The sequence below is a fragment of the Undibacterium sp. 5I2 genome (assembly GCF_035019605.1).
In the GTDB taxonomy this organism is placed as follows: domain Bacteria; phylum Pseudomonadota; class Gammaproteobacteria; order Burkholderiales; family Burkholderiaceae_D; genus Undibacterium.
The window spans coordinates 39,787-63,600 of sequence record NZ_JASJVS010000013.1; the positions used below are offsets into that span (position 1 = coordinate 39,787).

Annotated in this window: 25 protein-coding genes; 20 read left to right on the plus strand and 5 right to left on the minus strand. The window is 56.2% G+C overall.

Annotated features, from left to right (window positions below; all coding sequences use genetic code 11):
* Window positions 1–2: 2 nt before the first annotated feature.
* Genes bioF through QN359_RS06860 form a run of 6 tightly spaced genes read left to right on the plus strand, consistent with a single transcriptional unit; the run spans window position 3 to window position 6,698 of the window.
* The gene (gene bioF / locus QN359_RS06835) at window positions 3–1,214 is read left to right on the plus strand and encodes an 8-amino-7-oxononanoate synthase (RefSeq protein WP_322251053.1); all 1,212 of its coding nucleotides are present in this window, start codon (window positions 3–5) and stop codon (window positions 1,212–1,214) included.
* Complete coding sequence (bioD, locus tag QN359_RS06840; RefSeq protein ID WP_322250368.1) at window positions 1,214–1,915, plus strand: dethiobiotin synthase; 702 nt, start codon at window positions 1,214–1,216, stop codon at window positions 1,913–1,915. Before bioF ends, bioD begins: the two co-directional genes overlap by 1 nt.
* A gap of 17 nt (window positions 1,916–1,932) precedes the next feature.
* The gene (bioB, locus tag QN359_RS06845) at window positions 1,933–2,961 is read left to right on the plus strand and encodes a biotin synthase BioB (RefSeq protein WP_322250369.1); all 1,029 of its coding nucleotides are present in this window, start codon (window positions 1,933–1,935) and stop codon (window positions 2,959–2,961) included.
* Between the two features lie 45 nt (window positions 2,962–3,006).
* Entirely contained in the window at window positions 3,007–5,013 is a 2,007-nt protein-coding gene (locus QN359_RS06850) for an acetyl/propionyl/methylcrotonyl-CoA carboxylase subunit alpha (RefSeq protein WP_322250370.1), read from the plus strand.
* 18 nt (window positions 5,014–5,031) lie between these two features.
* Window positions 5,032–5,772 carry a pyridoxine 5'-phosphate synthase gene (locus QN359_RS06855; RefSeq protein ID WP_322250371.1) on the plus strand — a complete coding sequence of 247 codons (741 nt, stop codon included), beginning with the start codon at window positions 5,032–5,034 and terminating at the stop codon, window positions 5,770–5,772.
* Window positions 5,769–6,698, plus strand: a complete 930-nt coding sequence (locus QN359_RS06860) for a hydroxymethylglutaryl-CoA lyase (RefSeq protein ID WP_322250372.1) — start codon at window positions 5,769–5,771, stop codon at window positions 6,696–6,698. The genes QN359_RS06855 and QN359_RS06860 overlap by 4 nt, the downstream gene beginning before the upstream one ends.
* On the opposite strand, the gene QN359_RS06865 is transcribed toward QN359_RS06860, so the two are convergent.
* Together QN359_RS06865 and QN359_RS06870 are read right to left on the minus strand one after the other, a co-directional pair.
* Window positions 6,676–7,407: an alpha/beta hydrolase gene (locus QN359_RS06865; protein WP_322250373.1), complete on the minus strand. Its 732-nt coding sequence runs from the start codon at window positions 7,405–7,407 to the stop codon at window positions 6,676–6,678. The genes QN359_RS06860 and QN359_RS06865 overlap by 23 nt on opposite strands.
* Window positions 7,404–8,414, minus strand: coding sequence for a M14 family zinc carboxypeptidase (locus QN359_RS06870; RefSeq protein ID WP_322250374.1), 1,011 nt, complete (start codon window positions 8,412–8,414; stop codon window positions 7,404–7,406). The genes QN359_RS06865 and QN359_RS06870 overlap by 4 nt, the downstream gene beginning before the upstream one ends.
* Before the next feature lie 177 nt (window positions 8,415–8,591).
* On the opposite strand from QN359_RS06870, the gene QN359_RS06875 reads away from it, so the two are divergent.
* Entirely contained in the window at window positions 8,592–8,867 is a 276-nt protein-coding gene (locus QN359_RS06875) for a hypothetical protein (protein WP_322250375.1), read from the plus strand.
* Between the two features lie 39 nt (window positions 8,868–8,906).
* Here QN359_RS06875 and gshA read toward each other — a convergent pair whose 3' ends face one another.
* Complete coding sequence (gene gshA / locus QN359_RS06880; protein WP_322250376.1) at window positions 8,907–10,508, minus strand: glutamate--cysteine ligase; 1,602 nt, start codon at window positions 10,506–10,508, stop codon at window positions 8,907–8,909.
* A 232-nt stretch (window positions 10,509–10,740) separates the two neighbouring features.
* Between gshA and QN359_RS06885 the strand changes: the two genes are divergently transcribed.
* The 10 genes from QN359_RS06885 to QN359_RS06930 all read left to right on the plus strand — a co-directional run bounded on the left by QN359_RS06885 (window position 10,741) and on the right by QN359_RS06930 (window position 18,671).
* Window positions 10,741–11,145 (plus strand): VOC family protein, encoded by a 405-nt coding sequence (locus tag QN359_RS06885; protein WP_322250377.1) that lies wholly within the window; start codon window positions 10,741–10,743, stop codon window positions 11,143–11,145.
* The gene (gene ccmA, locus QN359_RS06890; RefSeq protein ID WP_322250378.1) at window positions 11,138–11,890 is read left to right on the plus strand and encodes a heme ABC exporter ATP-binding protein CcmA; all 753 of its coding nucleotides are present in this window, start codon (window positions 11,138–11,140) and stop codon (window positions 11,888–11,890) included. The genes QN359_RS06885 and ccmA overlap by 8 nt, the downstream gene beginning before the upstream one ends.
* Window positions 11,890–13,419, plus strand: coding sequence for a hypothetical protein (locus QN359_RS06895; protein WP_322250379.1), 1,530 nt, complete (start codon window positions 11,890–11,892; stop codon window positions 13,417–13,419). Before ccmA ends, QN359_RS06895 begins: the two co-directional genes overlap by 1 nt.
* 3 nt (window positions 13,420–13,422) lie before the next feature.
* Window positions 13,423–13,848 (plus strand): VOC family protein, encoded by a 426-nt coding sequence (locus QN359_RS06900; RefSeq protein ID WP_322250380.1) that lies wholly within the window; start codon window positions 13,423–13,425, stop codon window positions 13,846–13,848.
* Complete coding sequence (locus tag QN359_RS06905) at window positions 13,827–14,330, plus strand: hypothetical protein (RefSeq protein ID WP_322250381.1); 504 nt, start codon at window positions 13,827–13,829, stop codon at window positions 14,328–14,330. The genes QN359_RS06900 and QN359_RS06905 overlap by 22 nt, the downstream gene beginning before the upstream one ends.
* A 293-nt stretch (window positions 14,331–14,623) precedes the next feature.
* The gene (locus tag QN359_RS06910) at window positions 14,624–15,730 is read left to right on the plus strand and encodes a substrate-binding domain-containing protein (protein ID WP_322250382.1); all 1,107 of its coding nucleotides are present in this window, start codon (window positions 14,624–14,626) and stop codon (window positions 15,728–15,730) included.
* Window positions 15,731–15,816: 86 nt separating this feature from the next.
* On the plus strand, window positions 15,817–17,103 hold the full coding sequence (locus QN359_RS06915; RefSeq protein ID WP_322250383.1) for a TIGR03862 family flavoprotein: 1,287 nt from the start codon (window positions 15,817–15,819) through the stop codon (window positions 17,101–17,103).
* Window positions 17,104–17,186: 83 nt separating this feature from the next.
* On the plus strand, window positions 17,187–17,510 hold the full coding sequence (locus QN359_RS06920) for a hypothetical protein (protein WP_322250384.1): 324 nt from the start codon (window positions 17,187–17,189) through the stop codon (window positions 17,508–17,510).
* A 13-nt stretch (window positions 17,511–17,523) separates the two neighbouring features.
* Window positions 17,524–17,736, plus strand: coding sequence for a DUF1289 domain-containing protein (locus QN359_RS06925; RefSeq protein ID WP_322250385.1), 213 nt, complete (start codon window positions 17,524–17,526; stop codon window positions 17,734–17,736).
* A gap of 47 nt (window positions 17,737–17,783) precedes the next feature.
* Window positions 17,784–18,671, plus strand: a complete 888-nt coding sequence (locus QN359_RS06930; protein WP_322251054.1) for an MBL fold metallo-hydrolase — start codon at window positions 17,784–17,786, stop codon at window positions 18,669–18,671.
* Window positions 18,672–18,675: 4 nt separating this feature from the next.
* Here the strand turns inward: QN359_RS06930 and QN359_RS06935 are convergent, their stop codons facing one another.
* On the minus strand, window positions 18,676–19,530 hold the full coding sequence (locus QN359_RS06935; RefSeq protein WP_322250386.1) for an enoyl-CoA hydratase-related protein: 855 nt from the start codon (window positions 19,528–19,530) through the stop codon (window positions 18,676–18,678).
* A gap of 117 nt (window positions 19,531–19,647) precedes the next feature.
* Between QN359_RS06935 and QN359_RS06940 the strand changes: the two genes are divergently transcribed.
* The 3 genes from QN359_RS06940 (at window position 19,648) to QN359_RS06950 (ending at window position 22,101) form a co-directional block, all read left to right on the plus strand.
* Complete coding sequence (locus QN359_RS06940) at window positions 19,648–20,619, plus strand: nitronate monooxygenase family protein (RefSeq protein ID WP_322250387.1); 972 nt, start codon at window positions 19,648–19,650, stop codon at window positions 20,617–20,619.
* A 91-nt stretch (window positions 20,620–20,710) separates the two neighbouring features.
* Window positions 20,711–21,811, plus strand: a complete 1,101-nt coding sequence (locus QN359_RS06945; RefSeq protein WP_322250388.1) for a carbonic anhydrase family protein — start codon at window positions 20,711–20,713, stop codon at window positions 21,809–21,811.
* 104 nt (window positions 21,812–21,915) lie between these two features.
* Window positions 21,916–22,101, plus strand: a complete 186-nt coding sequence (locus QN359_RS06950; protein WP_322250389.1) for a hypothetical protein — start codon at window positions 21,916–21,918, stop codon at window positions 22,099–22,101.
* Window positions 22,102–22,108: 7 nt separating this feature from the next.
* On the opposite strand, the gene QN359_RS06955 is transcribed toward QN359_RS06950, so the two are convergent.
* The gene (locus QN359_RS06955; protein ID WP_322250390.1) at window positions 22,109–23,662 is read right to left on the minus strand and encodes a methyl-accepting chemotaxis protein; all 1,554 of its coding nucleotides are present in this window, start codon (window positions 23,660–23,662) and stop codon (window positions 22,109–22,111) included.
* Window positions 23,663–23,814 lie beyond the last annotated feature (152 nt).

Below are 23,814 nucleotides of genomic sequence, written 5' to 3' on the forward strand. Positions count from 1 at the left end.
CTATGCCTTTGCTACAAACTTTGCAAACTGAATTGGCCGCACTCGATGCGCAACACTTGATCCGGCGTCGCCGTGCGGTCGACAGCGCCTGTGACGCCACCGTACAGGCCGAAGGACGCGAGCTGATGGCGTTTTGCAGTAATGATTATCTGGGTCTGGCCGCGCATCCGGCGGTTATCGCCGCGCTGCAGCAAGGCGCGAGTCTGTACGGTGCCGGCAGCGGTGCCTCGCATCTGATCAGCGGCCACAGCCGCGCGCATGCCCAACTCGAAGAGCGCCTGGCCGAATTCATGGCAGCGCACATCGAGCAGGCCCGTGCCTTGTATTTCTGTTCCGGTTACATGGCCAACCAAGCGGTGATCACCGCCTTGGCCGGTAAGGACGCGGCAGTGTTTTCCGAGCAGCTCAACCATGCTTCGCTGATCGATGGGGCACGCTTGTCGCGCGCCGCCACCAAGGTGTTCCCGCACCGCGATTATGATGCCTTGGCCGAAATGTTGAAAACTTGTCAGAGCAAGCAGCGCATCGTCATCACCGACAGCGTGTTCAGCATGGATGGCAATATCGCCGATCTGCGCCCCTTGCTGGCCTTGTGTGAGCAATACGAGGCTTGGCTGATTGTCGACGATGCGCATGGCTTCGGCGTACTCGGTGCGCATGGTCGCGGGGTGTTTGAACACTTTGATTTGCATTCGCCGAATTTGATTTACATGGGCACACTGGGCAAAGCCGCCGGTGTCGGCGGGGCCTTCGTGGCAGCGCATGAAACGGTGATCGAATGGTTGGTGCAAAAAGCCCGTTCGTATATTTACACGACCGCTGCACCCCCGGCGTTAGCGCATGCTTTGTTGACGAGTCTCGATATCATTGCCGGCCCGGAAGGCATGCAAAGACGCGCGCACCTCAATCAATTGATCGATTTATTCCGCACCGGTTTGGATTTGAAAGTGTGGAGCAATATGCCATCGCCAACGGCGGTGCAGCCGGTGCTGATTGGTGACAATGCCGGCATGCTGGCGGTGGCCGGCAATTTGCGCGACCAAGGTTTCTGGGTCGGGGCGATTCGGCCGCCGACGGTGGCCGTCGGTACCGCCCGTTTGCGTGTCACGCTGTCAGCCGCGCACAGTAAGGTGCAGGTACTGCAATTGGTACAGGCGATCAATCGGCTCGATAATTTGCATTATGTGGCGCGCTGTTTCGCCGAGGTGGCGTGATGTCTGCACCGCGTACACAGGATTATTTCGTTACCGGTACCGATACCGAAATCGGCAAAACGCTGATCAGTTGCGCCTTGCTGAACGCCTTTGCCAGCGCCGGCAGCACACTGGGTTTGAAGCCGGTGGCTGCCGGTGCCGAGTGGCGCGATGGTGAATGGCATAATGAGGATGTGGATCGTCTGATGGCAGCCTCCAGCGTGAGCGCACCGACAGCGCTGGTGTGCCCGTATTTGATGCGGACTCCGGCCGCTCCGCATATCGTTGCGCGTGTGGAACAAGTCCAAGTGTCACTGGCGACGATACAGGCGGCGTATGCCGCAGCCTGCGAGTCAGCCGACGTCGTCATCGTCGAAGGGGTGGGCGGTTTTTGCGTGCCGCTCGATGCGCAGATCGATACCGCCGACCTGGCGCAAGCATTGGCGCTGCCGGTGATCTTGGTGGTTGGACTGCGGCTCGGTTGTATCAACCATGCCTTGCTGACGGTGCAGGCGATTGCGGCGCGCGGCTTGAGACTGGCCGGCTGGGTTGCGAATACGGTCGATGCGGATATGCTTTACCAAGCTGAAAATATCGCCGCTCTGCGCGCGCGCATTGCCGCACCTTTACTCGGCGTCATCCCGCGTCTGGCTGACGACTCGGACTCGCTGACCCGCCACCGCATGGCGGCGGCGGGTCTCGATCTGACTTTATTGAATTGATTATTTAAGGAGATTTTATGCAAACCCATGACACCACAGAGCAGGCGCTACAGTTTCAAGCACCGCTGAAAACCATTGAAGCCGAGGCTTGGCCGCTGGACGATGTGTTGGCTTTGTTCGATTTGCCATTCAATGATTTGATGTTTCAGGCGCAGACTGCGCACCGAGCGAATTTCCCGGCTGGCGATATCGAATTGGCGACGCTGTTGTCGATTAAAACCGGTGGCTGCGAAGAAGATTGCAGCTACTGTCCGCAAGCAGCACGCTATGACACCGGCGTCGAAGCCAAGAAGATGCTCGATGTACGCGAAGTGCTCGATGCCGCCAAAGCCGCACGCGAAAACGGCGCGACGCGCTTTTGTATGGGCGCCGCGTGGCGCTCACCGAAAGACCGCGATATCGAGAAAGTCGAAACCATGGTGCGTGAAGTAAAAGCCATGGGCTTGGAAACTTGCGCCACCCTGGGCATGCTCAAGGAAGAACAGGCGCAGCGTCTGAAAGATGCCGGCCTCGATTACTACAACCACAACCTCGATACTGCGCCTGAATTTTACAGCAATGTGATTTCCACCCGCGACTACCAAGACCGCCTCGATACGCTCGGTCATGTGCGTACCGCCGGTTTGAAAGTGTGTTGCGGCGGCATTGTCGGCATGGGCGAAACGCGGCGTCAGCGCGCCGGTCTGATCGCTCAGTTGGCCAACCTGAATCCGTATCCGGAATCGGTGCCGGTGAATCATCTGGTGCAAGTCGAAGGCACGCCTTTGCATGGCCTCGATCCGCTCGATCCGTTTGAATTCGTGCGTACCATCGCCGTCGCGCGCATCACCATGCCCAAGGCACGCGTGCGTTTGTCGGCCGGTCGTCGGCAAATGGGCGAGGCAGTGCAGGCGATGTGTTTTCTGGCCGGTGCCAATTCGATTTTTTACGGCGACAAATTACTCACGACACAAAATCCGGAAGCGCAGGATGACCGTGTCTTGCTGGGGAAATTAGGCCTCACTACACGCGGTAAGGTCGAGGCCAAAGCCGGTAATTGTAGCTGAGCGCGCCTGCACCATTGATTCCCCTTAACCAGAAGAGCCTGAGACATGTTTACTAAAATTCTGATCGCTAACCGTGGTGAAATTGCTTGCCGTGTTGCCGCTACTGCACGTCGCATGGGCATTCGTACCGTTGCCGTGTACTCCGACGCCGACGCCGATGCCAAGCATGTCGCGGTGTGTGATGAAGCGGTCAGAATCGGACCGGCGGCGGCCAAGGAAAGTTATTTGCTCGGTGAAAAAATTATCGAGGTCGCCTTGGCTTGTGGTGCACAGGCGATCCACCCAGGCTATGGTTTTTTATCGGAAAACAGCGATTTCGCCCAAGCCTGCGCCGAGCATGGCTTGGTCTTCATCGGTCCGCCGGCAGCGGCGATTCGCGCCATGGGCAGTAAATCGGCGGCCAAATCTTTGATGGAAACCGCCCATGTGCCGCTGGTGCCTGGCTATCACGGTGAAAATCAGGATGCCGATTTTCTGCATGCCCAAGCCGATCAGATCGGCTATCCGGTCTTGCTCAAAGCCAGCGCTGGTGGCGGCGGCAAAGGCATGCGCGTGATCGAGCAATCGGCTGACTTCAAAGAGGCGCTGGCTTCCTGCAAACGCGAAGCGATCAATTCTTTCGGCGACGATAAGGTGTTGGCGGAAAAGTATTTGCAGCGTCCGCGGCATATTGAAATTCAAGTGTTCGCCGATACCCATGGCAATTGTGTGTATCTGTTTGAGCGCGATTGTTCGGTGCAGCGGCGGCATCAAAAAGTCTTGGAAGAAGCGCCGGCACCGGGTTTGAGCGAAGCGCGGCGACGCGCCATGGGCGAGGCCGCGGTGGCCGCGGCCAAGGCAGTTGGCTATGTCGGTGCCGGCACGGTCGAATTCATCGTCAATCAAGATGGTTCGTTTTATTTCATGGAAATGAACACGCGTTTGCAAGTCGAACATCCGGTAACGGAAATGATTACCGCCACCGATTTGGTCGAGTGGCAGTTGCGTGTGGCGGCCGGCGAAAAATTGCCGCTGTTACAGTCTGAGTTACGGATTCATGGGCATGCCATCGAAGCGCGTGTGTATGCCGAAAATCCGGAAAAAGGTTTCCTGCCTTCGATCGGTACACTGCGCCATGTCCGCACCCCGGCGGCCGCGTACTTCGAACTCGGGAATGGTGATGGCAGCGATCCTGCGCCTATCCGTATCGATAGCGGTGTGCGTGAAGGCGACACCATTTCGCCATTCTATGATCCTATGCTTGCCAAGCTGATCGTCTGGGGCAAGGATCGCGAGCAAGCGCTGGCACGTATGGCGCAGGCCTTGGCACAATATCAAATCGTCGGCTTATCATCGAACCTCGCATTTTTATCACGCCTGATCGGCAGCACGGCGTTTGCCACGGCTGATCTTGATACGGGCCTCATTGAGCGGAATCAGGAACAATTGTTTCCGACGCCGCCGGCCCCGGCTTGCGCTTCTCTGGCCTTGGCCAGCGCCGCCTTGTTGAACAGCGAACGCAGCGGCGGCAGCGATCCTTGGCAGAGTAGCCAAGGCTGGCGCATGAACAGTCAACTGCAAAGGCGTTTACAATTCAGCCAAGAGCAGGATAGCCATGCAGTACAGCTCAGCTATCTGGCTGATGGCTGGGAATTCACCTGTGATGGCGCAAAGCACCGCTTGAGCTTGGTGTCACAGCAGGGCCCGGAACTGGTACTGCGGCTCGGTGCGAGTACGGTCAGTGGCACGGTGGTACGGGATGGTGAGTATTTCCATGTTTTCAGTCAAGCTGTGCACAGCGTGTTTCATTATCTTGATGCGTTGGCCCATGCCGGTGAAGCCGAAGCCGAAGGCGGTCGTCTGACTGCTCCGATGCCAGGTAAGATCGTCGCCGTATTGGTGGCGGCCGGGCAGAGCGTGACGAAAGGTAGCGCCTTACTGATCATGGAAGCGATGAAAATGGAACACACCATTTCGGCACCGCATGACGGCATCATTGCAGAAGTCTTGTATGCGGTCGGCGACCAGGTCGGCGAGGGCGCACAATTACTGGCCTTTGCGCAGCCAGTGTAAGTTTCGACGAAAGAGAATATGACCGCACTTTCCATTAATATTAATAAGATCGCTTTGCTGCGCAATTCGCGCGGCCGTAATTATCCCGACGTGCTGGCCTTTTCGGCGCGCTGTCTCGATCTCGGTGTTGGCGGTATCACCCTGCATCCGCGCCAAGATCAACGCCATGCGCGTTACAGCGATGTCGCTGAGCTGGCGCAATTGTGCCGCGCGCGCGGTGCTGAGCTCAATGTCGAGGGCTATCCGTCGGCCGAATTCATCGAGGTCGTCAAACAGTACCGACCGGCGCAATGCACCTTGGTACCGGATGCGCCCGACCAACTGACTTCCGATCACGGTTGGGATTTGCGTCGCGATGCGGCACAGTTGGCACCGGTGCTTGCCGAACTCGATGCACTCGGGATACGGACCAGTTTGTTTGTCGACGTCGATAACCGCGATTTGCCGCTGGCGCGCGAACTCGGTGCCGCGCGTATTGAACTGTACACCGAGCCGTATGCCGAAACCTACGGCCAGGTCGATGCGGCGTCAGTGTTCGCGGCCTTTCAGGCGGCTGCCTTGTGTGCGCAACAGGCCGGTTTGGGCGTCAATGCCGGACACGATCTCAACCTCGATAATCTGGGGAAATTCTTGCAGATACCCGGTATTTTAGAAGTCTCGATCGGTCATGCGGTCATCGTTGAGAGTCTGGAATTGGGGATGAACACAGTGATAGGGCGTTACCTCGACATCATTCGTCAAGCCGGGAGTCGCACATGAGCGCCTGCTTGCCTGCTCACGTCAAGATCGTCGAAGTCGGCCCGCGCGATGGCTTGCAAAATGAAAAAGAAAGTATTCCGGCCGAGATTAAAATCGCCCTGATCGACCGACTCAGCGCGGCCGGCTTTCGCAATATCGAAGCGGCTTCGTTTGTCTCGCCTAAGTGGGTGCCGCAAATGGCAACGTCGGCGCAAGTCATGGCCGGCATCACGCGTCGGCCTGGTGTGGTGTATTCGGCCTTGACGCCGAACTTGCAAGGTTTTGAAGCGGCGCTGGCAGCCGGGGTCGATGAAGTAGTGATTTTCAGTTCGGCATCGGAAGCCTTTTCACAAAAAAATATCAATTGCTCGATGACCGAATCGATAGAACGCTTTCGCGTCGTCGCCGCGGCCGCCAAGCGCCACAAACTACGTCTGCGCGGCAGTATCAGCTGTGCCTTCGGCTGTCCCTATCAGGGCACGGTCGAGGTGGCGGCGGTAAGCGATGTCGTGCGCCGCTTGGGTGAACTCGGTTGCGATGAAATCGACATTGCCGATACCATCGGCGTCGGTACCGCGCGCCAGGTGCAGCAGGTCATGCTGGCTGCGGCCGAGGTGTTCCCGCTGGCCGCCTTGTCGGGGCATTTTCACGATACCTATGGCCAAGCGCTGGCGAATATCTATGCCAGTCTTGAAGTTGGCGTCAGTATTTTCCATTCCTCGGTGGCTGGGCTGGGCGGCTGTCCGTATGCCAAAGGGGCGACCGGGAATGTGGCCACCGAAGATGTACTGTTTCTCATGCAGGGCTTAGGCATTGCTACCGGTATCGATCTGGCCGCCGTGGTCGACGCCGGTCAATTCATCGCCGCTCATCTCGGCCGTAAGGCGGTCAGTCGGGCCGGTAATGCCTTGGCAGCGCGACGCCTCAGTGCTGCAATTGCTCAATGATCCAGTGAGCATCATCGAGCGGTAAATCATGGCCAGCCCTCGCATGCAGGCGCAACGGGGCTTGCCACAGCGCCGCCAGGCGACTGGAGCAGCAGGGGTTCACCAAGCGGTCACCAGCCCCGGCCAGCAGCAGCAGCGGTACGGCTGGTGCCTGCAGTGGGGCGCGGTAGCGCAAGGCGGCCAGCAATTGGCGGCAGCTGTTGCGCCGGCTGACAGGAAATTCTTCGGCATAGGCGCGCCAGCGCGCTACCAGTTCGCTGCGGCGCAGCGGGCTGTTGCTGGTTAAATCGAAAATCACTTGTTCGCGTTGTTGATGATCGCTGCGCAGGCTGCTGGCCAGCAGTGCCAGATAATTCTGTGGCCGCAGGCGTTGGTAAAACCGATTATGCGGTGCCACGCTGGTATTGATCAGCACCAGTCTTTGCACTTGTTGTGGATAGCGCTGCGCCCAGCCGATGGCGACCATGGCACCGAGCGAAATGGCCAATACCTGCACCGGCCCAGTCACTTGTAGGCGGGCTAACTCCGCGTGCACAAATTCGACCATCGCGGCGATGCTGCTGGCGCTGTTTTCACGATGACGGCTGCCATTGCCGGGAAAATCGAGCGTGATGATGCGCTGTGCCGGAAAGGCGCGTTGTAATTGCGCCGGAAAGTCGCCCCAGTGGCGTTGTTCGCGGATCAGGCCGCGTAACAGTACCCAAGTCATGGTCGGTACCAGCGTGTTACGGCGCGCTCTTGCAAGCGCAGGCGTGCCGGGCCGCGGGCGCGCCAACTGGCATGCGCGCAGGTGGCGCGCATGAGAAAATCGAACCACGATTGATGACGGCGCAAGACGCGGTGCCAACGGTGTTCTTCGACCGGATTGAACATGCCGTGACGAGAAAATAACTGGCGCGGGTTTTTCTTTACCCATAACCACGAGCCCATTTCCAATGTCAGCGGCAGAAAGGTTTTTTCCGGGGTTTGCTGTGCTTGCAAATACAGGTAATCCCAGATATCACCATGGGTACGGTATTGTCGGCTTTGTGGCTCGAACAGGTAGCGGTGATACGGGTGGGTTTGACAGAACAATTCTTCCAACGACAAGATATCGGCCAAGCCGGCAATCGGATGCACACTGTGCGCATGGGGAAACCACACCCGATCACGCAGCCCGAAACCGGAATGGCAATCGATGGCGAGGCTGAATTCACGGCTCAGCAATTCTTTTGTCACGGTTTGGCACAGCGCGATATTTTCCGCTTCCATCGCGGCGTCGGCGGCCCCGCGATACCACGGCAAATGCCGGCTGATGCGGTGTCCACCGAGTAAAAACGGCACTTCATCATCGGCCTCCACCGGCGCATTGCGCATCAAGTCGACGCCGTTGAGATTGCAGCGTGTCGCCGCCGCCATGCCGCCCGGGTTCATCAAGGGCATGAACACCAGCCGCACTTCTTGCAACATGTGTTGCAAGCTTTTATCCCAGTGCAGACGGGAAACCAGACCACGCAAGAAAGCCAGCAAGACTTGACTGCCAATTCGTTCCAAGCCATGGATGCCACCGAAAAAACCGATCGCCGGCAGCGCCGGATCGGGATTGCCGAGTGCGATACGGTATACCGGGTAGCGCTTGTTGTGGCTGCTGACTTCGCAAACCGTGTCGACTTCCAATTGGCCGCGGCCGAGGCTGATGATGCGTTCGAGTTCACGTAGTTCAGGCAAGGCGGGCATGGAGGGAGCGCGTAAATGGAAATGCAGCCATACTAGCAGGCTATCTGAGTTTCGAGTAAGCGACTCGTCAGCACCGCTGACGGCGATACGTTTGACGTTGTAGAAATGATTACTTTTTAAGTATTTTATGTTTTAATACTTGAAACGCTGATTCATCACCGATCAATAAGGAACGCGATGAACAATCTGAAAATCGACGAGGCCATGGCCTATGTTCGCAAACTGGCGGCGAAAAACAATGGCGATGTGCCGGAGTGGAACAAATATCAGGAACTGCTGAAGCAGCATTTGGCCGATCCCTACAATTTTAAATTCAAAATGCCGCAGGAATATTATTATGCTTATTTACGCGGCAAAAACCTGAGCCACGAAGAAGCCTTGGAGCGGATGGGAATTTCTCCCAAGAAAAAAACTGCCGCTCCCAAGAAAAAAAGTTTTTGGCAATTTTGGTAAGTCCCGGCCGGCTTGGAAATGCACCGGCCGCGTCCGTTCTCAGATTGCTGCGCTGTCGCTACAGATTTGGCTGGAGGTGCGCGAACGGTAGTCGGTGATGAATTCATCGAAGCTACCGGTTTGCGCGCTTTCCATCGCGGCTTGCTCGGCGATCGATTGCTGCGCCATCGCCTGAAAACTGCGTAATTCTTCCGCACTTGGGGGGTGCGCACGGAATTGCTCGGCCAAGTGTTTGCTTTGGCTTAAGGCAAATTTCGGGAAAGAATCACCATGTGCATGCATGGCTTGCAATACTTGGGCCGACGGTGTCAGTGCCGGATCATGTATTTTCTTGATCTGCACTTGTAGGGCATCATGATGCTCGCTGCTGCCATGCTGTTTGTCTAACAGCGCTGCCAGCGGCGCGATTTTTTCCAATAATTCCAAGCTCCAGTCGTGCAGCGACACAGCGCTGCCGGCGCGACTGAGTTGTAAGTCGGGACGACGGCCCTGTTTCACCACCAAGCCGAAATTGCCACTGTTTTCATGGCCTTCAGCAACATTGGTCAGCGGGCTTTCATCGAGCGCACAAAACAGCAGGAAGGCATCGAGAAAGCGCGCCGTTTCGAGTTTGATACCGAGCGGCTCGAAGGGATTGACATCCATGCAGCGCACTTCCACATATTGCACTCCGCGGGCACAGAGCGCTTCGATCGGCCGCTCACCACTGTGGATGACGCGTTTCGGCCGTATCGTGGCATAGAATTCATTCTCGATTTGCAACACATTGGTGTTGATCTGTACCCATTCGCCATCGACTTTGGTGCCGATTTTTTCATATTCCGGATACGGCTTACGCACCGCGATCGACAGACTGCGCATGTATTCCATCAGATTGTTATACGGTGCCACCAGCCCGTCTTGCGCATTGTTTTGGTAGCCGAGGTCGCTCATACGCAAGCTGGTCGCATACGGCAGGTAGAGGGTATCGTCGGCCAAGGTCTCGAGTTCATGCTTGCGCCCGGCCAAGAACGAGGCCGCCAAGGCTGGCGAAGCGCCGAATAAATACATCAACAGCCAACTGTAGCGTTGGAAATTGCGGATCATCGCGATATAATTTTCCGACTGCGCCGTCATCGCATCGCCGGGGCTGTGTTCCGCCTCTTGTAAGACTTGCCACAACTGTTCCGACAAAGAATAATTGTAATGAATCCCGGCGATACATTGCATGCTTTTGCCGTAACGCAATGCCAAGCCGCGTCGGTAGACATGTTTGATCATGCCTATGTGTGCCTGCCCGTACCAAGCGATGGCGATGTCTTGTTCCGCTGGCAAAGTGCAGGGCATCGATTGGCTCCACAGCATTTCATCGCCGAGTTCGGTATACGCGAAGCGATGAATTTGCGTGAGTTTATCTAAGGCGATGGCAATGTCAGGCTCGGCCGGGGTAATGAATTCCAGCAAGGCTTCCGCGTAGTCGGTGGTAATTTGCGGATGCGTGAGTGCCGCCCCGAGCGCGGCTGGATGGGGCTGGCGCGACAGGTGACCAGCCGCATCGACGCGCAGCGTTTCTCGCTCGATGCCGCGCAAGCCCTGTGCCAGCAAGGGGCGATATGCAGGGCTATCGAGCAGAGCCAGACGACGGTTTAACAAATTGCTCACAGAGGTATCCTTCAAAATAATGATTTTTTCGCACGTATTTCGACAACGAATTTCGAGCTAGCATAGCCGAAATTTGAATCGAACATCACGAGCCAGCGCAAAACTTGCTAAAAAGCTTAACTTTGATTCGTCGACCTTGCGATAAAGTCGCGTGAATAGAATTATTTTTTTGGTAATATGGGCTGCATTATGATTCGCGCTTCCCTCACTGTCCGCTCACCAGGAGATTGTCATGCAATTCGCTTACACTATCGTGTATGTACCTGACGTCGCAGCATCGTTGGCTTTTTTTGAACAGGCTTTCGGCATCGCTCGTCGTTTTCTCGATGATTCCGGCATGTACGGTGAGCTCGAAACCGGTGCGACCGCGCTGGCCTTTGCCGATCACCAAATGGCTGCCTTCAATTATACTGCTGGCCATGTGGCTGCCCATAGCTCGGTGCAACCACTGGGCTTCGAGGTCGCCTTGTGCTGCGCCGATGTGGCCTTGGCCCATGCTACTGCGTTGGCGGCTGGTGCGCGCGAAGTGGCCGCACCGTTGGCCAAACCATGGGGGCAAATCGTTTCTTATGTGCGTTGCCCCGATGGTTTGCTGGTTGAATTGTGTACCCCGGTCGGGGCGGTGTCGGATGAATAGCAGCGCCGCTGCGTCCGAATGGGCTTTGGAGCTGCGCGCAGTCAGCAAGCACTTTGCCCGTCCAGTGCTCGAGCGATTGAATTTGTCGCTCGCTCGCGGCGAGCTGTATGCTTTGCTCGGTCCCAATGGCGCCGGCAAAACCACCACCTTGCGCATGGCTGCCGGCTTGTTGCAGCCCGATAGCGGCGAGATTAGCTTGCTTGGCCATGACTTACCGCAAGCTGCGTCTGCCGCGAAGCAAAAGCTGGCCTATCTGCCCGATACCCCGTTGTTGTACGACAAACTCACTGCTTGGGAATACTTGGAATTCAGCGCTGGCTTATGGGGTGTAGCCGCGCCGCATGCCACGGCTAAAGCGCAGCAATTGCTTGATTGCTTGGGTTTGAGCCGGCATGCCGATGAATTGACGGAAACTTTTTCCCGTGGCATGCAGCAAAAACTGGCTTTGGCCGGAGGCTTGATCCACGATCCGGAATTGATTATTCTCGATGAACCTTTGACCGGTCTTGACGCGGCGGCGGCCAGACAGGTTAAAGATTTGCTACAAGCGCATGTGGCGCAGGGTGGCACGGTGCTGATGACGACACATATTCTTGAGGTGGCCGAACGGCTGGCGCAACGCATCGGCATTCTCAGCGAGGGGCGGCTGATCGCCGAAGGGACGCTGGCGCAGTTACGTGAACAAACGCGTCAGGGCGACGCCACCTTGGAACAAATTTTTTTGCAATTGACGGGGCTCAATTGATGCGCCGCAGCTTGCCGTTCCATCCTGGCAGCGTAGGCTGGTTGCTGGCGCATGAAGTGCGGCTGCTTTTGTTTTCCATGAATAGCAGCAAGGGCCAACGCGGCTTTCGTTGGGGCAAAGTTCTCGTGCTGCTGCTAGCTTGGCTGCTCACGCATGTGCTGGCTTGGGTCTTGTGGCCCAGTGTGCTGGCCTTGGCGGCGGCACCGCCGGTGTTGTTGCAACTGTTACTGGTGGCGGCCTTGCTGCTGATGTCGACGCTGATGTTTTCGATGGCCTTGAATCGCAGCGTAGACGTGCTGTTTGAGCGTGCCGATTTGGATTTGTTATTGTCTTCGCCGCTCTCGGGTAGCGTGATTTTTCGGGTACGCCTCGGGGTCTTGGTGTTGGCGGTGACGGCGGCGTGTTGGTTTTTCCTGACACCATTGGCGCATATCGCGCTGCTGCATGGTCTGCCGCTGTATTTGTTGATCTATCCTTTCATTCTGAGTTACGCGAGCTTGCTCGTGTGCGCCGCCATGTTGCTCTGTCTGGCGCTGGTGGCCAGGCTGGGGCCGCAGCGCACGCGCGTGATCGCCCATGTGTTAGCGGCGCTCAGCGGTGCCGCCTTGTTCCTCCTTACGCAACTGTTCGCCTATCGAGAACAAAGTGTGAGCGACTTTTTGTTGGCACAATGTTTACCGTATCTGCAGCAACACCTCGATGCACCTGTCTGGCAATTGCTGACTTGGCCGCTGCGCGCCCTGACACAGTGGCGCAGCGCGCTGCTGTTGTTGGCCCTCAGTAGTGCGGTTTTCTTATTGCTGACGCACAGCTTGCATGGCTTATACGGGCGCGCCAGCGAGCACAGCGGCCGTCGCCGGGTCAGTACATCGCGCCGAGCGCTGCCGCCGATGCGCAGTGGTGTGACGCGGGCAATCCTACGCAAAGAATGGCGCTTGTTATTGCGCGACTGGCATTTGCTGGCGCGAATAGGCCTGCAAATGTTGTATCTCATACCTTTATTATTGCTTTTTTTTCGCGCCAGCCAGCCCGTGCCAGCCGCGGTGGCGGCGCTGACCGTATTGCTGTCCGGTTTGACCGGCTCATTGGCTTGGGTGATTTTTTCCGCCGAAGCCGCGCCGCAATTGCTGCAACTGGCACCGCTGTCAGCACGGCAAATACTGCGCGCCAAAATGCTGGCGGCAGCGCTGCCCAGCCTGTGTTTGTTGGGACTGGCGGCCAGTTGGCTAGGCCTGAGCGCACCAACTGCTGCCGCTTGGCTGCTCAGCGGTGGCTTGCTGGCGCAAGTCGGGGTCTTGCTGATTCATGTTTACTTGGCCAAGCCGGCGGCCCGCAGCCAGTTTCAACGGCGCGGCAAGGGCAACTTGGCAGCAACTGTTTGCGAGACGCTGAACAATTTTTCCTGGGCCGGTGCGCTGCTGGCGCTGCAGCATGCGAGCCAGACCTGGGTTAGCGTCGGTTTGCTCGGCGGACTAGCTAGTGTATTACTGGCATATATTTTGCGTAACAAAGAAAACAACCAGGAGTGAATCATGTTATCAGGAGTGCACCATGTGGCCGTTATTTGTTCCGACTATGCGCGCTCGCGGCAGTTTTACACGGAAACCTTGGGTCTGCGCATCATCGCCGAGCATTATCGTGCCGCACGGCAGTCATACAAGCTGGATCTGGCATGCGCCGATGGGGTGCAGATAGAATTGTTTTCCTTTGCTGCTGCCCCGGCACGCCCCTCGTATCCGGAGGCGCGTGGTTTGCGGCATTTGGCGTTTACCGTGGCCGATATCGAGGCTGCAGTGGCCTTGCTGCAGCAGCGCGGCGTCGAACTCGAAGCGATCCGCCGCGATGAGTACACCGGGCAGCGCTTTGTTTTCTTTGCTGATCCCGACGGTTTGCCGCTGGAATTATATGAACGCGCCGCTGCCGCGGACGGTCTGCCATGCACAGCATCCCCATTGTGATCGATGTCGAAGCCTCGGGCTTCGGCAAAGGCAGCTATCCGATCGAAGTCGGTTTTTCCCGCGCGCAAGGCCACGCCTGGTGTAGTTTGATTCGTCCGGAACAAGAATGGGTGCACTGGGATGCGACGGCCGCGCAGGTGCATTGCATAGAGCGAGGTATGTTATTTAAGTCCGGCAAGAATGTGCACAGCGTCGCCGAGCACCTCAATTTGGCGCTGGCCGGCCAAACCATCTATACCGATGGCTGGGCCCACGACTATGTCTGGCTGGCGCGTTTGTTCGATGCCGCTGAGCGTGTGCCATCATTTCATCTGGCCGATTTCCGCGAAATCATCACGCCGGCGCAGGAAGCCTTGTGGCATGCCACCAAGGATCAACTGATCAAGGAGCTGCAATTGACGCGCCATCGTGCCAGCAACGATGCCCGCATCTTGCAACTGACTTGGCTGCGCACCCACGATGCCAGCCGCAGCGAGCACTGACATAAGCAAATATTATTTGGCCTTAGGGCAAGTGTTGTTCCTGAGAACAAAATATTGGTTTGTAAAAATCTTGTAAATCATATTTAAATTCTGGATATGGTCGTTTCTTTTAATTAAGTTCCGTTTCGGCTTGCAAGTGCGCACAGCATCAATAAACTCTCATTTTTTGTAAATTTTTTCTGCAATAATCGCCGTGCAGATGTAAGAAAATGTTTCAAAAATGAAGTGTTTTGCCTGCGGTATGAGTGCGCGGGCATGCGCCCAACTTGACTAACCCAGACTAAGCCGGAATCATGAATGCCACGCCAAGTAAGTGCCTGACCCTGTTGTTTCTAGCGTTCAATCTCATCGCGAGCGCGTTTGCGCAAGAAAACCCCATGCAGTTCATGAGCCGCGCCAACGCCAAAGTTGCGCGTGCCGAGAGCTTGAAAAACCGTTGGGAAGGGCCGGTGGCCGGACCGAAACTGCAAAAGAAAAAGAAAATCATTTTCATCGCGGCCGACATGAGCGATGCCGCGATCGGTGCGCTCTTCAACGGTGTCAAAGAAGCCGGTATTGCCGGGGCTTGGGAAACGCTGTCTATCGATTGTCGCGGACGGTGCAATCAAGGTGCGGCGATTATTTCACAGGCACTCGATATGAAGGCCGATGGGATTATTCTGGCTGGTATCGATGTGAGCACCCAAGCCAAGGGTTTGGCCGCAGCGGATAAAGCCAAGGTGCCGGTGGTGGGTTGGCATGCCTCGATCAAGAGCGGTCCGGTGGGCGGCTTGTTTACCAATATCACCTCCAACCCGAAAGAGGTGGCGCAAGTCGCGGCCTTGTACATGGTGGTCGAAGCCGACAGCAAGGCTGGCATCGTGTTGTTTACCGATTCGAGCAACCCGTATCTGCAAGCCAAGTCGGCGACGATACTCGAAACCATCAAGCAGTGTGAGTCGTGCCGCTTGCTCAGCGTTGAAGATGTGCCGCTCGCGGACGGCTATGTAAAAATGAAAACGGCGGTCGAAGCGGCCGTGAAACGCCACGGCGCGAAATGGACCCACGTGATTGCGGTTAATGATTTTTACTTTGATCTGCTCACCACCGCATCGATCGCCCCGCTGGTGGCAGCCAATAAACTTATCGGTGTCTCCGCTGGCGACGGTTCACCCAGCGCTTACCAACGCATACGCAGCAATGGCATGCAAAGCGGTACCGTGCCGGAACCCTTAGTCATGCATGCTTGGCAATTGGTCGATGAATTGAATCGCGCCTTTTGCGGGCAAGCAGCGAGTAGCTATGTCACGCCGGTGCATTTGGTGACGGTGCAAAATATTGCCTATGATGGCGGTAATAAGAATGCCTTCGATCCGGCCAACGATTATCGTTTGCATTATCAGCAAAGCTGGCTCAAATAAGCGCTGCGCCTGCGCTTGGCGGCACCCTGATTTGCCAGTGCGGGCGCGGGCGGCTATCATGAGGGCCGAATCATTTTCTACTCCCCATGTCCAGCGCTCACCACTCCTCCTTCCCTCGTTCTGAGCCCCATCGTGTGATTGTCATCGGCGGCGGACCGGCCGGCCTGATGGCGGCAGAAGTGCTGGCCGCCGCCGGTGTCGCAGTCGATGTGTATGACGCGATGGCCAGTGTCGGGCGGAAGTTTTTGCTGGCGGGAAAAGGCGGTATGAATCTGACCCATGGCGAAGCTTGGCCGGCTTTCATCGGCCGTTACGGCGCGCGCGCCGCCGCCTTGCACGACATAATCAAAGATTTTGACCCCAGCGCGCTGCGTGCCTGGGCCTTGGCACTCGGGGTGGAAACCTTTGTCGGCAGTTCCGGTCGCGTGTTTCCGGTCGATATGAAGGCGGCCCCGCTGCTGCGGGCGTGGTTACATGCCTTGCGTAGTGATCAAGTGCGCTTCCACATGCGCCATCGTTGGACCGGCGCTGGTGCTGCTGGTCAAGGTTGGGAATTTACCAGTACGAACGGCCCGGTACACGCGCAAGCCGATGCGGTGGTGCTGGCATTGGGCGGCGGCAGTTGGGCACGGCTGGGCTCGGATGGCGCCTGGGTGCCGTGGCTGCAGCAACGTGGTGTTGAGGTGTCGCCATTGGTCGCGGCAAATTGTGGTTTTGATACTGTTTGGACTCCATTTTTCCAACAAAATTTTGCTGGTCAGCCAGTATTGACCGTGGCCGCCCGCACAGCGGCTGGCGCGGCCCCCATGCGCCAAGGGCAGTTCGTGATCACCGAAGGGGGTGTCGAGGGCAGCCTGATCTATGCTTTGTCGTCTGCTTTGCGTCAACAGTTGGTGCAAAACGGCTATGCCGTGCTCGAACTGGATTTATTGCCGGACAAGAGCGCAGAACGGCTGGCCGCCGAACTCGTCTCTGGCCGTGGCGCGCGTTCGCTGAGCACACACTTGCGCAGTAAATTGGGCTTAGATCGTTTGAAAATCGCCTTATTGCATGAGGTTTTGACACCGGAACAAATGCGCATTCCAGCCGTGCTAGCCCAGACCATCAAAGCATTACCCTTGCGTTTGCACGCCACCCGCCCGCTCGATGAGGCGATCAGCAGTGCCGGCGGCGTTTGCTTTGAAGCGCTCGATGAGACCCTGATGCTACGCGCCTGCCCCGGGGTATTTTGTGCCGGTGAAATGCTCGATTGGGAAGCGCCGACCGGTGGATATTTATTGACAGCCAGCATGGCCAGCGGTCGTCAAGCCGCACGTGGGGTGCTAAATTGGCTTCATATCAATAAAAAAGCAAGTTCTTTGCCGACAGAATGAAGTTTGCCTCAGGAAATGGTTACAATCAGTTTTTAATCTGGGTTTCAAAGTCATGACGGTATCCACCGGTTTCGTGTATTTTTATGAGTGAAAGTGCCCCCCTGCGCCTGAAAGTGGCGTGGCGCGCCGCGATACAGGTTGCTGTTGGAAAAATTGTACCTGCAAAAGTTGTTAATTTTTCTGTTGCTGGTATTCAGTTGCAAACCAGTGTCATGCTCAAAGAGAAACAAACTTATCAAATGATGATGGAAGTGCCTAGCCCTAAAGATGCCTCGGCACGTACCCAAGTCGTGTGCAAAGCAACCTGTATTTATACGATTTTGAGCGGCAGTGAGTACCGTGCCGGGATGAAATATTTTGATGTGCCGACCGAGCACGCCGCCCTGTTAGCTAATTGGCAGGCTTAACCATGGAAACAGCATGAGTATTTTGTACGATTATGATCCCGATGCGCTCGCCGATGACGCGCGCCCGACCATCCCCTCGCCCTGTATAGGCGTGTGCCGTATGGATGAGAAAAAAGCTTGGTGCGCCGGCTGTTTTCGTACCATCGATGAGCTCAAAGCCTGGGGCAGCGCGAATGACGATAGCAAACGCCATATCTGGCGTGAAGTTAAACAACGCATGTTTTAACGCCGGTGTCGACGTCACGCAGCAGCGTACCCGATTTGCCGCCTGGCATGCAGGTATGGGAACGCGGCTGGCTCTCTTCCAACAACATCCTGTTCCTGTCTGAGCACAGCTGCGCTCTGGTTGACAGCGCCTATCTCAGTCATGCGCCGCAAACGCTGGCCTTGCTCGAACATGCTTTGCAGGGGCGTCAACTCGACTTGCTGGTGAATACGCACCTACATTCCGATCACTGCGGTGGCAATGCTATTGTGCAACAGCGCTATGGATGCCGAACCCTGATTCCGGCCGCAGAGTTAGCCGCGGTGCAAAATTGGGATCAGGCGGCGCTATCGTTTACCGCCACCGGTCAGCAATGCGCACGCTTTTGCGCCGATGCCGGTATCGCCGCCGGCGATCAGTTATTGCTCGGCGATATGCTCTGGGATGTCCTCGCTGCCCCCGGTCATGACGCGCATGCCTTGATTTTTTATCAAGCGCAACAGCGCTTGTTGATCTCTGCCGATGCCCTGTGGGAAAATGGTTTCGGCGTTATTTTTCCTGAACTCGAAGGCCAATCCGGTTTCGCCGAACAGGCGGCGATTTTGGAAGTGATCCGTACGCTCGATGTGCGTCTGGTTATTCCCGGCCATGGACCGGTATTTACCGATGTGACAGCGGCGCTGGCGCGGGCTGAGCAGCGCCTGGCTTACCTGGAAGCCGATCCGAAACGCAACGCCCTCAATGCCCTCAAGGTAATGCTGGCGTTTCTCTTGCTCGAGCGACGCCGGCTTGATTTTCCTTTGATCCTCAATTTTCTGCACCAATGCCGCAGCATGCAAGCGGCCTTGCACTTGCTGGGTCTGTCACCGGATATGGCACTGCCGCTCTTGGTCGCGCAATTGCTGCGCGCCGGTGTTGCCGTTGCCGATGGTCAGTGTCTCGTCAGCAGTGTTTGAGTTCTTATTTGAGTTGGTAATCGGACTGACTTAAAGCCTGCAAGGCGGGCAGATCGGCATACTGCGCGGGCCGGCCTTGCTGTTTGGCCATAAAGGCTTCCAATAGATTACTGCTTTGCCATATCCCCGATTGTAACCAGCCCATTTGTTGCAAGGCATCATGGGTCGAGTGATCGCGGGCGTAATGAATCGCTTGTTTACTGCCCCAAATTGCCAGCGGTGGTTTGGCGGCGATTTCCTTGGCCATCTGCATGGCTGCGCTCAGCATCGCGGCCTGATCAGCGAAGACTTCATTGACCAGACCCACCGCGAGTGCGCGCGCGGCCGGCAAACGCCGCCCGGTGTAGGCCATTTCATGCACGATGCCTTCCGGTATCAGCTTGGGCAAACGTTGCAAGGTGCCGAGATCGGCGGTCATGCCGATATTAATTTCTTGGATACAGAAAAAAGCATCGCTGCTGGCCAGACGTATATCGGCAGCGCAAATCAGATCGACGCCACCGCCTATGCAGCCGCCATGAATAGCGGCAATGACTGGCATGCGCAAGGCCTCAATTTGATTGAAGCTCGCTTGCATTTCTTGTAGCAACAAAGCGATGTTGGCGCGCCCGACCGCCTGCTGATCATCGAGGCTCATGCTGCCGCTGGTAAACACATCGAGCGCCATGCCGGCGGTGAAATGTTTACCACTCGATGAAATCACCAGAACCCGTGCGCTCGCCTGGCGCTGCAGGGTGTCGAGAATGCTGCTCAGTTCGCGGAAAAATACCGGCTGCATGGTATTGAATTCGGCGCCACGTTTGAAATGCAGATGGGCGATTTTTTCTTCTATGCTCAAATCGAAACACTGGTAAGTCATGTGCTTGCTTTCTCACTGAAAGTGGGCAGCGCGGCGGCCGCAAAAGTTTTCTGCTACCATCATAACAGGCATTGATACCGCCTGAACCCCTACTCAACCCGTCACCGGAACGCTTTCATGACACTACGCTTGCCGCCAGTATTGCAAAATTTGACCATCCCGGTAATCGCTTCACCCATGTTCATCGCCAGCGGACCCAAGCTGGTAGCGGCGCAATGTAAAGCCGGCATCGTCGGTTCATTTCCAGCCTTGAATGCGCGCCCGGCCGAGTTGCTCGACAGTTGGCTCAGTGGTCTGGAACAGGAATTGGCCAGCTTTGCTGCCGAACATCCTGGCGCACGGGTCGGACCGATTGCGGTTAACCAAATCGTCCATCAATCCAATGACCGGCTGGCACATGATGTCGAGGTCTGTGTACGTCATCGCGTACCTATCATTATTTCCTCTCTGCGCGCACCGCCGCAAGAAATGCTGGCGGCGATTCACAGTTACGGCGGCATCGTCTTACATGACGTGATTTCAATTCGTCACGCCCACAAGGCGCTCGAAGCCGGGGTCGATGGCTTGATCTTGGTGGCCGCCGGTGCTGGCGGCCATGCCGGTGGCTTATCGCCGTTCGCGCTGGTCGGTGAAGTGCGCAAATTCTTCGCCGGGCCGGTGGCTTTGTCGGGCTCCATTGCCACGGGCGATGCGATTCTTGCAGCGCAGGCCATGGGTGCTGATTTAGCCTATATCGGCTCACGTTGGCTGGCCACGCCGGAAGCAAATGTCGACGAAGGCTATCGTCAAGCTATCCTCGAAGCAACGGCCGCTGACATCGTCTATACCAACTTGTTTACCGGCGTGCATGGTAATTACTTGCGACAATCGATCATCGCTGCCGGTCTCGATCCGGAAAATTTACCCTTGGCCGACAAGAGCAAAATGGATTTCGGCAGCGGCAGCGGGAAGCCGGCCAAAGCCTGGCGCGATATCTGGGGTGCCGGGCAAGGGGTAGGCTTGATGGACGATGCCCCAACGGTCGCCGAGATCGTGGCGCGCTTCGCGGCGGAGTATGCGCGCGCCAAAGCGCGTTTGCTTTCTTTGTAATTTCTAGCTGGTAACAAAAATACCTATTTTATATTCAAGTTTGAAGCCGGATTTGCCGTAACCGGTGTACTTACTCTCATTTGGTTTGACTATGCGCCACTCTTCTCCCCTCTTATTGTCCCTGTTGCTGAGCTGCTCGGCATTTGCCAACGATAGCAGCTCTTCAGCACCGCCATCCAAGCCGATTAAACAAGCATCGGCCAAAGAAGATAGTGCCGCCTCGGCCTCGTCGTCGAAAGAGAAGGAGGGGCGCAAATCGGCTGGAAAGGAAGGCAAGGAGAGTAAGGAATCCAAAGAAGCCAAGGATGCCGCTAAAGAAGCCTTGGCGGCCGATGAGCTGGCGGCCAAAATTGCCGATCGCTTGGCCGTGTTGCGCAAAGAAAAAGACGATGCCGCCGCGCGTGCGGCGGTGCGGCCGGCACGCAATTACGCGATCAAGAAAGTCGAAGCACCGAAAGCTAAAACGCCGGAGATGGAGGCCAATGCCGCACTCGTCGGTGCGCTCGCCAGCCATGAGGCGGCCCATTGGAGTTACTTGGGCGAAGGCGCGCCGCTCAATTGGGGCAAGCTCAGCCCGGCCAATGCCAAATGCGACAGCGGCGAGCGGCAGTCGCCGATCGATATCCGCGATGGCATACGGGTGAATCTCGACCCCATCGCTTTCGACTACAAACCCAGTGGTTTCAATGTGCTCGATAATGGCCACACCATACAAGTCAATGTCGGTGCCGGAAACTACATCACCGTGATGGGGCGCAATTATGAACTGGTGCAATTCCACTTCCATAAACCTTCGGAAGAACGCGTCAACGGCAAAAATTTTGAAATGGTCGTGCACTTGGTGCACAAGGATGTCGATGGCAAGTTAGCCGTGGTGGCGGTGTTGCTGGAGCGTGGCAAAGCGCAGAACCTGATACAGCAAGTCTGGAATAATCTGCCGCTGGAGAAAAATGATCCGCAAGCTGGCTTAGCGGCACTCGATATCAAGCAAATTTTGCCGTCTAACCATGATTACTATACTTACATGGGTTCCTTGACGACACCGCCTTGTACCGAGGGTGTGTTGTGGTTAGTCATGAAAGATCCGGTAGAAATTTCGCCGGAACAATTGGCGATTTTCAATCGTCTGTATCCGATGAATGCGCGGCCGATTCAAAAAAGCGCTGGACGCTTGATCAAAGAATCTAGCTGACCAGCAACAAATACTTATCCATTCTTGTCAACCTTGCGCCCCGTTGAACGGTTAACTGTGTATACCGTCGCATTTGCGGCGGTGGAATGGATAAGGAGTTCATCATGCGTGTTATTTTCAGTGCTGTGTTTGCCGTCGTGCTGGTCGCGGCGAGTACCAGCGGTTGCGCCGTGTATGTGCCGGGGCCACGGCTGGCGGGACCGGTGTACGTGGCACCGGCTTGGGCTTATGCTTATGACCGTGGTTACGACCATGGTTACGGCGGCGAGCATCATCACCGCCACTGGTGAGCCGGCGCTAAGCTCGCAAACGAAAGCGACTGACCACGAGTAATAAGGCATCGGCTTGCTGTCCCAATGAGACGGCCGCGGCACCGGCGGCTTCGACCAAAGCAGCGTTGTGCTGGGTAATTTGATCGATATCGTGCACCGATAAATTGACGGCTTCAATCCCGACGCTTTGTGCGCGGCTGGCGCGGCTGATCTCGGCCATGATGGCCGTGACACCGGTAATGCTGGTGACGATTTCCTGCATGGTCGTGCCAGCCTCATCGACGAGTTGGCTGCCTGCATCAACCCTTTCCACCGAGTCACCGATCAGGTGCTTGATTTCTTTGGCGGCACTGGCTGAACGTTGCGCCAAAGTGCGGACTTCCGCCGCTACCACCGCAAATCCACGCCCTTGTTCGCCGGCGCGCGCCGCTTCGACCGCCGCATTCAAAGCCAAAATATTGGTTTGAAAGGCGATACCGTCGATGACCCCGATAATGTCGACGATTTTTTTCGAGGAAGCATTGATCGCACTCATGGTCTCGACCACTTGATTCACCACTTGACCACCCTTCACCGCCACCTCGGCTGCCGTCAGCGCCAAGCCATTAGCTTGGCTTGCATGCGCGGCATTTTCTTGCACCGCCTGCGTCAGAGTCGTCATCGCTTGCGTCGTGTGTTCGAGCGCGGCCGTTTGCTGTTCGGTACGACTGGCCAGATCGAGATTGCCGCTGGCAATCTGACTCGATGCCGCGGCGATCGCATCGGTGCCGCTACGTACCTCAGTAACAATATCAGCGATGCTGTCACGCATGCTTTTCAATGCATGCAACATGCTTTTCTCATCATCGACGCGCAGGGCGATGGTCTCATTCAAATTGCCGGCAGAAATTTGATCGGCCAGTCGTATCGCATAACTCGGTTCACCGCCCAGTTGTTGGCGGATACTCTTGCTGATGAGAATCGCAATCACACTACCGAGCGCTATCGCCAGCGCGCCTAAAACGGCTAACATCATTTGTGCCGTATGCGATTGTGCCAGCATGGCCAGCGAGGAAGCTTCGATGGCGCTGCTTTGATAGAGCGACAGGGTTTTGATGCTGGCGACATAATCATTGAGCGCCGGTTCCAGCTGCTTGCTCATCAGTATATGTACTTGGTCAGGCTGCTGCTTCTTTTCTTCGAAGATGCGCGTGCGTGCCGCCAGATAAATTTTTCTTTGCGCGCCGATGGCCATAAATAAGCGCTTTTCTTCGGCATTGTTGTCGAATGCCTGCAGTGCCAGTTGAATTTCGCTGATGCGCGCACTGGTTTGTTTGATCAATGCCTCGACTTGTTGTTGACGCAGCGGATCGTTCGATTCGACCACCAGCATGGTGCGGGCACCATTGAGGTTGGTGCTGGCCGACCATTCAGAGAACAGATTTTCTTTTTTAATCATATCGTTGACGATATGCTCCACCTCTTTGTTTACCGTATCCAAGCGCAGCACCGCGATGCCAACTATGAGCAACAGTAACAGCAGAACCAGAGAAAAACCGAGCGACAAGCGCGCGCTTACTTTGAGTGCAGAGAGATGCATAATAGGGGAACTCCTACGAGTTTCTTGCCAGTAAGTGTGACGATTATTCGACAATACAACAAAAATAAACCAGCGCGGTATATTTTTTTTACGCTAAGCAACATTTAATCCGTTCATCTTGGGCACGCAGACTGGCATACAATGCAAGCCCG